Origin of the sequence: Agrobacterium sp. InxBP2 (genome assembly GCF_026191755.1) — a bacterium.
GTDB classification, from domain to species: domain Bacteria; phylum Pseudomonadota; class Alphaproteobacteria; order Rhizobiales; family Rhizobiaceae; genus Agrobacterium; species Agrobacterium pusense.
The window spans coordinates 306258-319924 of record NZ_JAINDY010000033.1; the positions used below are offsets into that span (position 1 = coordinate 306258).

Here is a 13667-nt window from a genome sequence, read left to right on the forward strand (position 1 = left end):
TCATGCAGAGAGCATCAGTTCCATGTTCTGCACAGCAGCACCGGAGGCACCCTTGCCGAGATTATCGAGCAACGCGACGAGGTTGATATGCTCGCCGCCCTCGGTGCCGAAGACGAAGAGCTTCATCGTATCCTTGCCAGCCAATTCCTCGGCATCGATACGCGCCAACCCCTTGCTCTCGGCCAGAGGCACGACGCTGACTATATCCTGTCCAGCGTAATGGGCGGTGAGTGCCGCATGGATCGTTTCAATATCAGTGCCTTCCTTAAGGTCGGCGGCGAACAGCGGCACCTGGACGATCATGCCCTGCGGGAAGCGACCTACGGAGGGCGAAAACAGCGGCGCGCGGTCAAGCTGGCCGTGAATGGTCATTTCAGGCACATGCTTGTGCTTGAGCGTCAGGCCATAAAGGAAATTATTGGCGCTGATGGCATCGTCGCGGCTCTCGTCTTCCATTTGCGCAATCATCTGCTTGCCGCCGCCAGTATAGCCGGAGACCGCATTGACGCTGACAGGATAACCGTCCGGCAGCAGGCCAGCGGCCCGCAGCGGGCGAATAAGGGCGATAGCACCGGTCGGATAGCAGCCGGGATTGGCGACGAGGCGGGCAGAGCGAACCTTCTCGCCCTGGTCCTTATCCATTTCGGCAAAACCGTAAGCCCAGTCCTGATGAACGCGATAAGCGGTGGAGGTATCTATGATGCGGACATTATTGTTGCCAGCCACCATGGAAACCGCTTCCCGGGACGCGTCGTCCGGCAGGCAGAGGATCGAAATGTCGGCGCTATTGAGCATATCCTCGCGCATCGTCGCATTGCGGCGCTCGGCTTCCGGAATGGACAGCAACTCGATATCGCGGCGACCGGCAAGGCGCGTACGGATCTGCAGACCCGTGGTGCCGTGTTCGCCATCGATGAAGATCTTCGCTGTCATGTCCTTGTCCTGACTTTTCAGAGGGTTGCGAGGGTAGTCGGAATCAGTTTGGCAAGTGCCGTCGTCTTTGTCAGCCAGCCTTGGCCAGCCGTTCGGCACGCAGGCCAAGCATATACATTGCAACGGTCGCTCCGGCAATGGCGGTAATATCCGCATGGTCGTAGGCGGGTGCCACCTCCACCACATCAGAGCCGCGAATATCGAGCTGGCCAAGCCCACGCAAAACGGAGAGAATTTTAGCGCTGGTCGGCCCGCCGGCGACGGGTGTGCCGGTTCCCGGCGCGAAGGCGGGATCGAGGCAATCGATATCGAAGGTGAGATAGGTGGGCATACCGCCCGTGTGCTTGACGATCAGCGACGCGATATCGCTGGCCCGCATGTCCTCCACCTCGTAACCGTGAAGAATGCGGATGCCGAAATCGTCAGGCGCGTGGGTGCGGATGCCGATCTGGATCGAGCGGTCGGCATCGATCAGCCCGTCGCGCACGGCGCGGGCCACGAAGGAGCCGTGGTCGATGCGCTTGCCATCGTCGAACCATGTATCCTGATGCGCGTCGAACTGCACTAGCGCGAGTGGGCCGTGCTTGGCCACATGCGCTTTCAGCAATGGCCAGGTGATGAAATGATCGCCGCCGAGCGTCAGCAGGTAATCCGTCTTGGAGATGATCCTGCGCGCTTCCTTTTCGATCGTGTCAGGCGTTTTCCAGTGGTTGCCGTAGTCAAGCAGGCAGTCGCCATAATCAATGGTCGGCATATGGACGAAGAGATCGCGCGCGAAAGGATATTGCGGATCATTATCGAAAATCGCCGAAGCGCGGCGGATCGCCTGGGGCCCGAAACGTGCGCCGGGACGGTTGGAGGTCGCCGCGTCGAAGGGAATACCCCACACGGCAGTCGAAACGCCTTTGAGGTTCTTGGTATATTTGCGCCGCATGAAGGAGAGGACACCGGCATGGGTCGGGTCCGTGGCGGCCGATGTCAGGGACATTGCGGTGAAGGCATGGTCGATGGTTTTGGCCGGCATTGATCACCCCATTGCGATTTGCGCCGAGGTTGCTGTCTTCCCGATGAAAAAACAAGGGAGGAGGCCATGAAAAAAGGCGGAGCCGAAGCCCCGCCTTTCGAAGTTCTGAACGAACCGTTCCTGAAAGCGATTAGCGCTTCGAGAACTGGAACGAACGGCGGGCCTTGGCCTTACCGTACTTCTTACGCTCGACAACGCGGCTGTCGCGGGTCAGGAAGCCACCCTTCTTCAGAACGGAGCGCAGGCCCGGTTCGAAGTAGGTGAGGGCCTTGGACAGGCCGTGACGAACTGCGCCGGCCTGACCGGACAGACCACCACCGGCAACGGTGGCGATGATGTCGAACTGACCCGTGCGGGCAGCGGCAACGATCGGCTGCTGGAGGATCATCTGCAGAACCGGACGTGCGAAATACGTGGTGAAATCGCGGCCGTTGATGATGATCTTGCCAGAACCCGCCTTGACCCATACGCGGGCTACGGCGTTCTTGCGCTTGCCGGTCGCGTAGGAGCGGCCGAGGGTATCAACCTTGCGGACATGCACGGGAGCCGAAGCTTCCGAAGCCGGGGCTAGGTCTTTCAGAGAGGAAAGATCGGCCATTATCAGGCGCTCCTTACGTTCTTCTTGTTGAGCGCGGCAACGTCGAGAACGACCGGCTGCTGTGCTTCGTGCGGGTGGTTGGAACCGGCGTAAACGCGCAGGTTCTTCATCTGACGACGGCCGAGCGGACCGCGCGGGATCATGCGCTCGACGGCCTTTTCAACGACGCGCTCCGGGAAGCGGCCTTCGATGATCTGGCGAGCCGTACGCTCCTTGATGCCACCCGGGTGACCGGTGTGCCAGTAGTACTTCTTGTCGGAATACTTCTTGCCGGTGAGGGCAACCTTTTCCGCATTGATAACGATGACGTTGTCGCCATCATCAACGTGGGGGGTGTAGGTAGCCTTGTGCTTGCCGCGCAGGCGGGTTGCAACGATGGTGGCGAGGCGACCAACAACGAGGCCTTCGGCGTCGATGATGACCCACTTCTTCTCCACCTCAGCGGGCTTCTGAACGAAAGTAGACATGAATTTCACTTTCTAACGTGGACCCGTCATCCTCTTCATGAAGAGCATACGGGCGTTTCTTGTTGCTTGGTTTGGTTGCCGATAAGGGCTACCGCAAATGACCCTATTCCGGCTGGAATCCGATCTGGCGCGCTTATACGGTGCGCGAACGAAAGCGTCAATATGATTGATTTTGGAGGTCGCAAAAATAATCAAGTAAAAACAAACGGTTGGTTATGGGGTATTATTTTACCCCATCATCTGACCTCGTTTTACCCCAGCCGCATCACCAGAACGCCCGCTGCAATGATGCCTCCGGCGAGGTAGCGCCAGATGCTGGCGCGTTCTTTCAGGATCACCACTGATATCACCAGCGCGAAAAGAATGGAGGTTTCCCGGAGTGCTGCGACGACGGCAACAGGCGCTTTGGTCATGGCGTAGAGCGCCAGCCCATAGGAGAGTATGGAGCCGCCGCCACCGATAAGGCCACGCCACCAGTTGCGCCGGACATGCTGGACGACGGGGCCAGCGCCCCGCTGGTAAAACGCGAAACCGAACAGCAGCACGGGTGGCAGCAGAGACATCCAGAGCGTGTATGAGATGGCGTTGCCGGAAAGCCTTGCGCCGACACCGTCGACGAAGGTGTAGGATGCAATCACGAAAGCGTTGAGCAGGGCGACCATGATCGCCTTTCCGCCCCCGCGCCTTGCCTCGAAAGCAAGCGTCAGGATCCCCGCGGAGATGACGCCGATGCCCGCAATCGCCAGCGGGCTCAAAATCTCGCTCAGGAACAGGCTGCTCGTCGCCGCCACGATCAAGGGTGCCACGCCGCGCATGACGGGATAGACAAGGCCGATGTCGCCGATCGTATAGGCGGCGGCGACAAGGCGGAAATAAGCGAATTGCAGGACGGCTGAGGCGATCAGGAAGGGAATGGCGACTGGCGAGGGAAACGGCAGGAAAGGCAGAAACGGCAGCGAACAGGCTGCAGCCCCCGCCGCAATCAACGAGGCGTCCAGCGATTTATCGGAACCGGATTTGACCAGCGCATTCCATCCGGCATGCAGCATTGCGCCCAGAAGCACCAGAATAAGAATGTCGAATGTCACAGTCAGAGACTCGCTCACGGGCTTTTCGGGCAATCTACAGCATTGGCCTCAGAAACTGGTAGTCATTTTCCGGACGGGCAGGTGTACGCTTTCAATCGCCTCGCCGAGGCCGTCCCCAATCCGGTGCCTAGGGGCTTTGTTTTTATGGATTATGACACGCGTCAAATTTTTGATTTCTATGCGTCATGAAAAACGAGATCCAATATCGCGCATAAGACACGCTTTCCTGCTTCTGATTTAATCCGGAAAATAACGCCTGATGCACGGCTTGCGGCTCTGCCTCGCGCTGCGGATTTCCTTGAAAAATGACAGAGCACACCAATTATCCCAGTTGTTGGTATTGCGCCTGGCGTTTCAAATGAGCGTGGGGGCGACTAAAATCGTATGATCACCAATGAAAATAAATTTCAGAATCCCCATCGAAACTCCACTATAACGTTGCAGACTTATAGAATGGTTGGTTTAAGAAATAACTTTTTGAAAATTAGTCGCGGCTAAATAACCGGTGAACGGAATGAAAACAAACAGGAGACGAAGAGCGCATGAAATGCACGCTAATGTTGTTTCCGCCTGTTTCGATGGCCGTTCGGCGCAATTTTTGAAAAGTGGATGAAAATACTCAATACATCCGGTGTGTGCGCGATTTTGTGAAATCATTTTGCGTCGATGAAAACGGGGTTGCAGAGTGCCGATCCGGCGGAGATATTAATTTTTGCGCTTTCGGGGTTCCGGAGACGACCGGAGCGTCCTAGATGAGAATGGCATCGCATGAAACGGCGTGAAGGTTGCCGGCGCTGGAACCATGCGGGAGAGGAGAGGCTGGTGGGCATTAAAGCAACGCTCCAGACGCCTGCGCCTCTCTGGATCAGGTGGTATGCCAAAGGAATAAGTTGACATGCAGCATGATACTTACGAAGCGGATTACCTCAGGAAAATCCTGACGAATGTCAAAACCATCGCCCTGCTGGGAGCTTCGCCCAATCCGGATCGGCCGAGCCATGGCGTCATGCGCTTCCTGCTGTCCAAGGGCTATCGCGTGTTTCCGGTCAATCCGGGTCAGGCGGGCAAGGAGATACTGGGACAGGCGGTCTATGCCCGGCTGGCCGATATTCCCGAGGCTGTTGATATGATCGATGTGTTTCGTGCGCCGGAATATCTTTCCGCGATTGTCGACGAGGCGATCTTGCTGCCGCAACGCCCAAAGGTGATCTGGGGTCAGCTATCCGTGCGGGACGATAATGCCGCCGCCAAGGCCGAGGCTTATGGCATTGACGTGGTGATGAACCGTTGCCCGGCAATTGAGTATCCGCGTCTCAATATCGCACGATAGTTGGTACGGATTGGGCTTATCATTTGGCGTCAAGGCATTATGATCCCTCCAGAATTCCATTGGAGGAAACATCATGCCGAGCAGCAATCCCGGTTTTTCAACGCTGGCCATCCATGCGGGCGCACAGCCTGATCCTACGACCGGCGCACGGGCGACACCCATCTATCAGACGACGGCCTACGCTTTCCGTGATGCGGATCATGCCGCCGCCCTGTTTGGGCTGAAAGAGTTCGGCAATATCTACACCCGCATCATGAACCCCACTCAGGCGGTTCTGGAAGAGCGTGTGGCCGCGCTTGAGGGTGGTACCGCAGCGCTTGCCGTCGCCTCCGGCCACGCCGCACAATTGCTGGTTTTTCATACGCTGCTGCAGTCCGGCGACAATTTCATCGCCGCCCGTCAGCTTTACGGCGGATCGATCAACCAGTTCGGCCACGCCTTCAAAGGTTTCGACTGGCAGGTTCGCTGGGCCGACGCCACCGATCCCGGCAGTTTCGAACAGCAGATCGATGAGCGCACGCGCGCCGTCTTCATAGAAAGCCTTGCAAATCCAGGCGGCACCTTTGTGGATATCGCCGCAATTGCCGAAGTTGCCCATAGGCACGGCCTGCCGCTGATCGTCGACAACACGATGGCAAGCCCATATCTGCTGCGACCGCTGGAACACGGTGCAGACATCGTACTGCATTCGCTGACGAAATTCCTCGGTGGCCACGGTAATTCCATGGGCGGCATCATCGTTGACGGCGGAACGTTCGACTGGTCGGCGACTGACCGGTTTCCGGCCCTGTCACAGCCCCGGCCCGAATATTCCGGCGTCGTGCTCCACCAGACTTTCGGTAATTTCGCCTTTGCCATCGCCTGCCGCGTGCTTGGCCTGCGCGATCTCGGCCCGGCGATTTCGCCCTTCAACGCCTTCCTCATTCTCACGGGAATTGAGACCCTGCCGCTGCGCGTTCAACGCCATTCAGACAATGCGCTTGCCGTCGCCAAATGGCTTAAGGCACATCCCAAGGTCGGCTGGGTGAATTATGCCGGCCTGGAGGAAAGCGACAATCACGCCCTCCAGCAGCGTTACTCGCCGAAGGGCGCGGGTTCGGTCTTTACATTTGGCGTCAAGGGCGGTTATGCGGCCGGCAAGGCACTGGTCGAAGGGCTGCAGCTATTCTCCCATCTCGCCAATATCGGTGACACGCGCTCGCTTGTCATCCACCCGGCTTCCACCACCCATGCCCAGCTGACGCCGGAGCAGCAGACGGCGGCCGGCGCCGGTCCGGATGTGGTGCGTCTGTCCGTCGGAATCGAGGATGTCAACGACATCATTGCCGATCTTGAACAATCGCTTGCAAAAGTCTGAGAGGTCGGCGTCGCGATGAGCAACCTACTGACATTCGAAGATGCTCCCCTCGAAGCAGAGCATGGTGCGCCAGCGCCGGAGCGATTGATCTCCGGCGACCCCAAATTCACCACATGGAATCTGGAGGAAGCGCAGGGCGGAATTTATGCCGGCATCTGGCAATCCACACCCGGAAAATGGCGTGTCGTCTATGACGAATGGGAATATTTCAGCATCCTCGAGGGCCATTCCATCCTGACCGAGGATGGCGGGCCCCCGCGTGACCTCAGACCGGGCGACAGGCTTGTGCTGCGGCCCGGCTTTACTGGCACCTGGGAAGTCGTGGAGACAACACGAAAAGACTATGTCATCAGGCTGTGACGGCGGAAATCCGCTCGGTCACGCTATTGCTGGTCGAACGAAATGATGGATTGAAGGAGCCCGGGAAAACGGGCTTCCAAATCGTCGACACGCACGACGCTGATATTCTCGACACCCTGTTTGTGGGTTCGAATCAAGCCTGCCTCCCGCAGGATCCGCATATGGCTGGAAAGGGTTGAACGCGGCATGTCCTGACAGGGTGCCGCGGCTCCACAATTCTGTCCGGTCTCGGAGCCCCATAATTTTCGGATGATGCCCATGCGTGCCGGTTCGCCAAGAGCGGCGAGCACGGCCGTGAGCGAAATGTCTTCGCGTGCGGGATGAAAAAACTGAGCCATGGACCGCCTCTAGCACACGGATTGACAAGCTTCAATATTTCAATAAAACCGAAATACCGAATTATGGTTATTCGGAAATTACGACATTCATGGAGTTTGCAATGTCTGGATTATTCAGTGGGCAGGTCGTGGTCGTCACCGGTGGGTCGACTGGCATCGGCTTTTCCGTCGCGAGATTGGCTCTGGAAGGCGGAGCCTCCGCCGTTTACGTGACGGGCCGCAATACCGCCAATCTCGAGGCAGCGGTCGCCAGGCTCGGGCAGGGGGCGATCGGCTTCGCGTCCGATGTTGCCGAGCTCTCCGATCTGGAGCGGCTCAAGGCGCGCATTGAAGCCGATGGCCGGAAGGTGGACGTGCTCGTCGCCAATGCCGGCATTGCCGAGAACAATGACCTCGGTGATACCCACGAGGCGCTGTACGACCGGATTTTCGACATCAACGTCAAGGGCGTTTTCTACACCGTGCAGACATTGCTGCCGGTCCTGCGCGATGGCGGCTCGATCGTGCTCACCGGGTCGATCGTCGGCAACAAGGGCCTGGAGAGGTTGAGCGCCTATAATGCTTCCAAGGCGGCCGTTCGCTCATTCGCCCGCAGTTTTGCCAACGACCTCAAGGCGCGGGGCATCCGCGTCAATACGGTTAGCCCGGGCGTGACCCGCACGCCGATCATGGAAAACGGCCTGAAGCTCGATGAAGAAAAGATCGCCGGTTTCGAGGCCTATCTGAAGGATGCCGCGCCGATCGGCCGGATGGCCGACCCCGACGAGATCGCTGAGGCCGTTCTGTTCCTGGCCTCTTCAAAGGCCAGTTACATCACCGGCGTCGAGCTTTCGGTCGATGGCGGTCTGGCCCAGATTTAAGGCCGGCACACGCTACCAGCTGAGATCGAGCCGCTCCAGCCCATGGAAATGATAGACATCCTTGACCTTGGGCGGCTCGGCAATTTTCAGGCGCGGCAGGCGTTTGAAAAGCAGTGGCAGGGCAAGGTTCAGTTCCAGTCTTGCCAATGGCGCGCCGATACAGAAATGGATGCCGGCGCCGAAGGAGACATTGGCGCCTTCGTTGCGCTCCGGCCGGAAGGTCAGTGGATCAGGGAATTTTGACGGATCGAGGTTGGCCGCAGCCAGGATCAGGCTCACCTTGTCGCCGCGCTTGAACTGCACGCCGTCAATCTCGACCGGCTCCAGAACCCATCGCTGGAAGATGTGCACCGGCGCGCAGATCCGCAGGGTTTCCTCCACCGTGCGTTCCGTGGCGGCCTCATCGCTGAACAAGGTCTGCGGCGATATCCCGCTCTCCAGAATGATACGCACGGAATTGCCGATCTGATGAACGGTCGCTTCATGGCCCGCGTTGAGCAGGACGATGGTGGTGGACACCAGCTCGTCGTCCGTCAGATATTGACCCTTGTGCTCGGTATGGATCATGTGGCTCAGCAGGTCGTCCTCAGGCTTGGCCCGCCGCTCGGCGATCACGCTGCGCACATAATCCGAAAATTCCTTCGCAGCCCTGTCGGCCAGAAGCTCGTCTTCCGGTGTGCGCTTGAACATGTACATGCCGACATAAGCATGCGACCACTTCAGCAGCTGCGGCCCCATTTCCTCGGGAATGCCGATCATCCGGGCGATCATCGTTACCGGGATGATATCGGCGTAGGAGGAAAGCAGTTCCGTCTCGCCCTTCTCTTCGAAAGCGTCAATCAGCCGGTTGGCGAGTTCCTCGATCTCCGGCTTCATCTTGTCGACATGCCGTGACACGAAGGCGCGGTTGATCAGCGTGCGCAGCCGCGTATGCTCCGGCGGCTCCAGTTCCAGAAGCGAATGCTGCTCGGCCAGGGCGAAATGCTTCACATGCTCAAGCGGCTCTGGCAGGCCGATCTCTTCACGAGTTGCCACATGCAGGATCTGTCGTCCAAACCGGCGGTCGCGCAGCAGCGAGCTGACATGGTCATAAGAGGTGAAAAACCATTGCCGCTGCTCTTCCCAGTAGAAAGTGGGACATTGCGCGTGCAGGGCGGCGTAGACGGGGTTCGGATCGTTGTAAAAAGCCGGGTCGCGCGCATCGAGTGAAACGTGGCGGGTGGCGGAATCGATTTTGAGAAAGGGAAACGTCGCTGTCATGCTGATGGTTTATTCCGCGCTTGGCGCTTTGGGAAGGGCGGCAGGCGTTCCTTTATATGTCACCAAATGGTTACACCTTCACCGGCTGGCAATTGCGGATATCCGGTTCAGCGCCGCGACCTGCCGGTCGGCATTGTTATCCATAGGGTTTTCGTCACGGTCCGAGGCGGGCACGACGACATTGGCCGAATTTACGTGGATTACGGTCCGATTGCGCCCGGCTTTCTTTGCGGCATAAAGCGCTCGGTCGGCCTCGGTCATCATCACATTCAGCTCGGCGTCCTTGATCATCGCTTCGGATATGCCGACGCTGGTCGTCACCTTGATGGGTTCGCCGCGTGAGGTGATTTTCGAAAGAAGCAGATTGTTACGGATGGATTCGGCAAGCGTGACGGTGCTGGAGGGGCTTTCGACCTCCGCCACCAGCGCGAACTCCTCGCCGCCCATCCTCACGAAAAGGCCGCGGTCGCCGATCGCGCGTTGCGCGATTTGACAGAAATGCACGAGTACGGCGTCGCCGGACTGGTGGCCGTATCTGTCATTGATCTTCTTGAAATGGTCGATATCGAAGAGAACAAGCGCCACATATCGGCTGGAGCCGTGTGAGCGCTTCTTGATGCGGTCGAACTCCTCCAGCAGACCACGCCGGTTAAGGACACCGGTCAGGTGATCGGTCATGGCGAGCCGGTGAAGACGAAGCTCCGTATCCTCCATGATGATCTTGGCGCTGATCATGATGATGGCCGTGAAGCCGAGCATGCCGGAAAAAGCGAGCGCCGATGTCAGAGGAATGGCGTTGGGCGCAGCCGCATTGGCCGGGATGACAATGGAGGCGACGACGGCGCCGGCAAAAGCCTGCAGGATCAGAATCGTCGCCAGAACTTTTCTGCTGCGCGACCTGCGCTCGCCATTTGCCAGAAGCACACCGGCGAGCATGAAATAGCCCGTGGCCGCACTGGCGTGATAAAGCAGGATCCGGGCCACCATGTTTTCTCGCACGGGTGGGACGAACATTCCGGCGATCCACAGGAGGGCCGGAATGGCAATCCAGCCAGCGAGCTTGCGCTTCTCCAGGGACAAGAGGCCCGCGAGCCAGAAGCCGAAGGCGGAAAGCGCCAGCGCGTTGCCGACCTGAATGGACAGGAAACTGGAAATATCTCCGCGAAACGCCACCATGACGGTGCCGAAGCCGGTGGCGAGAAAGCCGGCGGCGAAATAGAGATTGTGCCGGCGGGAAGGGCGGTGCAGCCACAGCGTTCCCAGAAGCACGGCAAGGGTGAACGTCTCCGCCGCCCATAGTAGCGTGCTCGTCTTTGCATCCAGCATTGCAAAATCCTATCTGCGCCATCATGCGGCAAAAGCGGAGAAGCTCGCACGACGTGCGTTATTCCCGCTGAATTGTTGAGCTGCCATTTCGCCCGGATAGGGCTGTTCGCCGATGGGAACCGAAATTCGTTTTTCAGTATCAGCAGCAAATACTAACGAGTTCTTGCCGGTTAGAAGTTATATCTGTGCATGAAGTACATTTTTTTGGTCCTCGCCAGTCTTGGTAAAAAATTGATGGCGGGGAGACAAATGGCTGCGGCCGGGACGAACGGGTGCAAAAGCCCGCCGCGGCCGGCCTCTGAAGCTCTGCAAACGCTGTTGAGCCGTTAAGGATATGCGGCTTCGTGTCTTGAAGTACGGGGCAGGGACACTCTATGTAGGGAGTATGAAGGTTAGAAGTGATTCCGGGGCGGTTTCCGCAACGGGCAGAGTTGACAAAGGACGGACATGAAAAATCCAGTTGATACCGCCATGGCTCTGGTGCCGATGGTCGTTGAGCAGACCAATCGCGGCGAACGCTCCTACGACATATTTTCCCGTCTTCTCAAGGAACGCATCATTTTCCTCACCGGCCCGGTGGAAGACCAGATGGCGTCGCTCGTCTGCGCGCAGCTGCTGTTCCTCGAGGCCGAGAACCCGAAGAAGGAAATTGCGCTCTACATCAATTCGCCAGGTGGCGTCGTGACCGCCGGCATGGCGATCTACGATACGATGCAGTTTATCCGCCCTGCGGTCTCCACGCTCTGCGTCGGCCAGGCTGCCTCCATGGGTTCGCTGCTTCTCGCTGCCGGTGAAAAGGGAATGCGTTTCGCCACCCCCAACGCACGCATCATGGTGCACCAGCCATCGGGCGGCTTCCAGGGCCAGGCTTCGGATATCGAACGCCACGCCCGCGACATCATCAAGATGAAGCGCCGCCTCAATGAAGTCTACGTGAAGCATACCGGCCGCACGCTCGAAGAGGTTGAAAAAACCCTTGATCGCGACCATTTCATGGATGCAGACGAGGCGAAGGACTGGGGCGTGATCGACAAGATCCTGACCTCGCGCCAGGAAATCGAAGGCGCCGTCGCGAATTGAGGCGCGACGCTTTTTGACGTTTGTTTGACCCCGCAAAAGTAATTTCGGGGCTTTCAACCGGAACAGAAAGCGATATTAGTATATATAAAGGCTATGTTGATTTTTTATGACGCGGCCTTTGGTTTAATGGGGAATTCGTTGCCGCCGGTTATCAGCTCCTGTATCTGATACGGTTAGTACCCCGGGAAACGAGGCGGATACGGCGATGCACCCCAAGGGCGGCCGTATCTGCGGGCGGTAAGTTGACCGCGATCCGTTTGACGGACCTGCGGCGTGCTGGAAGGAAAGAGATATGAGCAAAGTCAGCGGCAGCAACGGCGGCGACTCTAAGAATACACTCTATTGTTCATTCTGCGGCAAGAGCCAGCACGAAGTCCGGAAACTCATTGCCGGACCGACGGTATTCATCTGCGATGAATGCGTCGAATTGTGCATGGACATCATCCGCGAGGAGAACAAGACGTCTATGGTGAAGTCGCGCGAGGGTGTACCCACCCCGCAGGACATCATCAAGATCCTCGACGAATACGTCATCGGCCAGAAGCAGGCGAAGAAAATCCTGTCCGTGGCCGTTCACAACCACTACAAGCGCCTCGCGCACGCCTCCAAGAATGGCGATGTCGAGCTGGCGAAGTCGAACATCATGCTCGTCGGCCCGACGGGCTGCGGCAAGACCTATCTTGCCCAGACGCTCGCCCGCATCATCGACGTTCCCTTCACCATGGCGGACGCAACGACGCTGACCGAAGCCGGTTATGTCGGCGAGGACGTGGAAAACATCATCCTGAAGCTGTTGCAGGCTGCGGATTACAATGTCGAGCGCGCCCAGCGCGGCATCGTCTATATCGACGAAGTCGACAAGATTTCCCGCAAGTCGGACAACCCGTCCATCACGCGCGACGTATCGGGCGAGGGCGTTCAGCAGGCGCTTCTGAAGATCATGGAAGGCACGGTCGCTTCCGTACCGCCGCAGGGCGGCCGCAAGCATCCGCAGCAGGAATTCCTGCAGGTGGATACGACCAACATCCTGTTCATCTGCGGCGGTGCTTTTGCCGGCCTCGACAAGATCATCTCGGCCCGTGGCGAAAAGACCTCGATCGGCTTCGGTGCGACCGTCAAGGCGGAAGACGACCGTCGTGTGGGCGAAGTGCTGCGCGAGCTGGAGCCGGAAGATTTGGTGAAGTTCGGCCTCATTCCGGAATTCATCGGCCGTCTGCCCGTTCTGGCGACGCTGGAAGACCTGGATGAAGATGCGCTGATCCAGATCCTGTCCGAGCCGAAGAACGCTCTGGTCAAGCAGTACCAGCGCCTGTTCGAGATGGAAGACGTCGAGCTGACCTTCCACGAGGACGCGCTGCGCGAAATCGCCCGCAAGGCGATCACCCGCAAGACCGGTGCCCGTGGCCTGCGCTCGATCATGGAAAAGATCCTGCTGGATACCATGTTCGAACTGCCGACGCTGGAGGGCGTGCGCGAAGTGGTCATTTCCAACGACGTCGTTAGCGGCGTTGCGCGTCCGCTCTACATCTATGCGGACCGTCAGGAAGAAAAGACCAACGTCTCGGCGTAATCCGGCTGCTGTGATGTTTGATGAAATCAGAGGCCCGCATCCGTGCGGGCCTTTTCTATTAGATGGGCCTTACGAA

14 protein-coding genes are annotated in these 13667 nt (G+C 58.3%); 6 read left to right on the forward strand and 8 right to left on the reverse strand.

Going from position 1 to position 13667, the window contains the following annotated elements:
- From argC to K7A42_RS19430, 5 genes are all read right to left on the reverse strand, one after another.
- Nucleotides 1-933 (reverse strand): N-acetyl-gamma-glutamyl-phosphate reductase, encoded by a 933-nt coding sequence (argC, locus tag K7A42_RS19410; RefSeq protein ID WP_035207829.1) that lies wholly within the window; start codon nt 931-933, stop codon nt 1-3.
- A gap of 70 nt (nt 934-1003) precedes the next feature.
- Nucleotides 1004-1957: an agmatinase gene (gene speB, locus K7A42_RS19415; RefSeq protein WP_022556026.1), complete on the reverse strand. Its 954-nt coding sequence runs from the start codon at nt 1955-1957 to the stop codon at nt 1004-1006.
- A 130-nt stretch (nt 1958-2087) separates the two neighbouring features.
- Nucleotides 2088-2555 carry a 30S ribosomal protein S9 gene (gene rpsI, locus K7A42_RS19420; protein ID WP_003521540.1) on the reverse strand — a complete coding sequence of 156 codons (468 nt, stop codon included), beginning with the start codon at nt 2553-2555 and terminating at the stop codon, nt 2088-2090.
- A 2-nt stretch (nt 2556-2557) separates the two neighbouring features.
- Entirely contained in the window at nt 2558-3022 is a 465-nt protein-coding gene (rplM, locus tag K7A42_RS19425) for a 50S ribosomal protein L13 (RefSeq protein WP_004441288.1), read from the reverse strand.
- Between the two features lie 251 nt (nt 3023-3273).
- Nucleotides 3274-4110, reverse strand: coding sequence for an EamA family transporter (locus tag K7A42_RS19430; protein WP_004441289.1), 837 nt, complete (start codon nt 4108-4110; stop codon nt 3274-3276).
- An 895-nt stretch (nt 4111-5005) separates the two neighbouring features.
- Between K7A42_RS19430 and K7A42_RS19435 the strand changes: the two genes are divergently transcribed.
- The 3 genes from K7A42_RS19435 to K7A42_RS19445 all read left to right on the forward strand — a co-directional run bounded on the left by K7A42_RS19435 (nt 5006) and on the right by K7A42_RS19445 (nt 7157).
- Complete coding sequence (locus K7A42_RS19435; RefSeq protein ID WP_022556028.1) at nt 5006-5440, forward strand: CoA-binding protein; 435 nt, start codon at nt 5006-5008, stop codon at nt 5438-5440.
- Between the two features lie 73 nt (nt 5441-5513).
- Nucleotides 5514-6797: an O-acetylhomoserine aminocarboxypropyltransferase gene (locus tag K7A42_RS19440; protein ID WP_112554967.1), complete on the forward strand. Its 1284-nt coding sequence runs from the start codon at nt 5514-5516 to the stop codon at nt 6795-6797.
- A 15-nt stretch (nt 6798-6812) separates the two neighbouring features.
- The gene (locus K7A42_RS19445) at nt 6813-7157 is read left to right on the forward strand and encodes a cupin domain-containing protein (protein WP_004441292.1); all 345 of its coding nucleotides are present in this window, start codon (nt 6813-6815) and stop codon (nt 7155-7157) included.
- A 23-nt stretch (nt 7158-7180) separates the two neighbouring features.
- Here the strand turns inward: K7A42_RS19445 and K7A42_RS19450 are convergent, their stop codons facing one another.
- Nucleotides 7181-7495 (reverse strand): ArsR/SmtB family transcription factor, encoded by a 315-nt coding sequence (locus K7A42_RS19450; protein WP_006697985.1) that lies wholly within the window; start codon nt 7493-7495, stop codon nt 7181-7183.
- A gap of 89 nt (nt 7496-7584) precedes the next feature.
- Here K7A42_RS19450 and K7A42_RS19455 point away from each other — a divergent pair, with 89 nt between their 5' ends.
- Nucleotides 7585-8355: an SDR family NAD(P)-dependent oxidoreductase gene (locus K7A42_RS19455; protein ID WP_322784294.1), complete on the forward strand. Its 771-nt coding sequence runs from the start codon at nt 7585-7587 to the stop codon at nt 8353-8355.
- A gap of 12 nt (nt 8356-8367) precedes the next feature.
- On the opposite strand, the gene K7A42_RS19460 is transcribed toward K7A42_RS19455, so the two are convergent.
- Nucleotides 8368-9615, reverse strand: a complete 1248-nt coding sequence (locus K7A42_RS19460) for a cytochrome P450 (RefSeq protein ID WP_282455725.1) — start codon at nt 9613-9615, stop codon at nt 8368-8370.
- 78 nt (nt 9616-9693) lie between these two features.
- Nucleotides 9694-10941 carry a sensor domain-containing diguanylate cyclase gene (locus K7A42_RS19465; protein ID WP_004441298.1) on the reverse strand — a complete coding sequence of 416 codons (1248 nt, stop codon included), beginning with the start codon at nt 10939-10941 and terminating at the stop codon, nt 9694-9696.
- Nucleotides 10942-11388: 447 nt separating this feature from the next.
- Between K7A42_RS19465 and clpP the strand changes: the two genes are divergently transcribed.
- Nucleotides 11389-12021 carry an ATP-dependent Clp endopeptidase proteolytic subunit ClpP gene (clpP, locus tag K7A42_RS19470; protein ID WP_004441299.1) on the forward strand — a complete coding sequence of 211 codons (633 nt, stop codon included), beginning with the start codon at nt 11389-11391 and terminating at the stop codon, nt 12019-12021.
- Between the two features lie 292 nt (nt 12022-12313).
- Nucleotides 12314-13591 carry an ATP-dependent Clp protease ATP-binding subunit ClpX gene (clpX, locus tag K7A42_RS19475; RefSeq protein ID WP_003521528.1) on the forward strand — a complete coding sequence of 426 codons (1278 nt, stop codon included), beginning with the start codon at nt 12314-12316 and terminating at the stop codon, nt 13589-13591.
- The last annotated feature ends 76 nt before the right edge of the window (nt 13592-13667 follow it).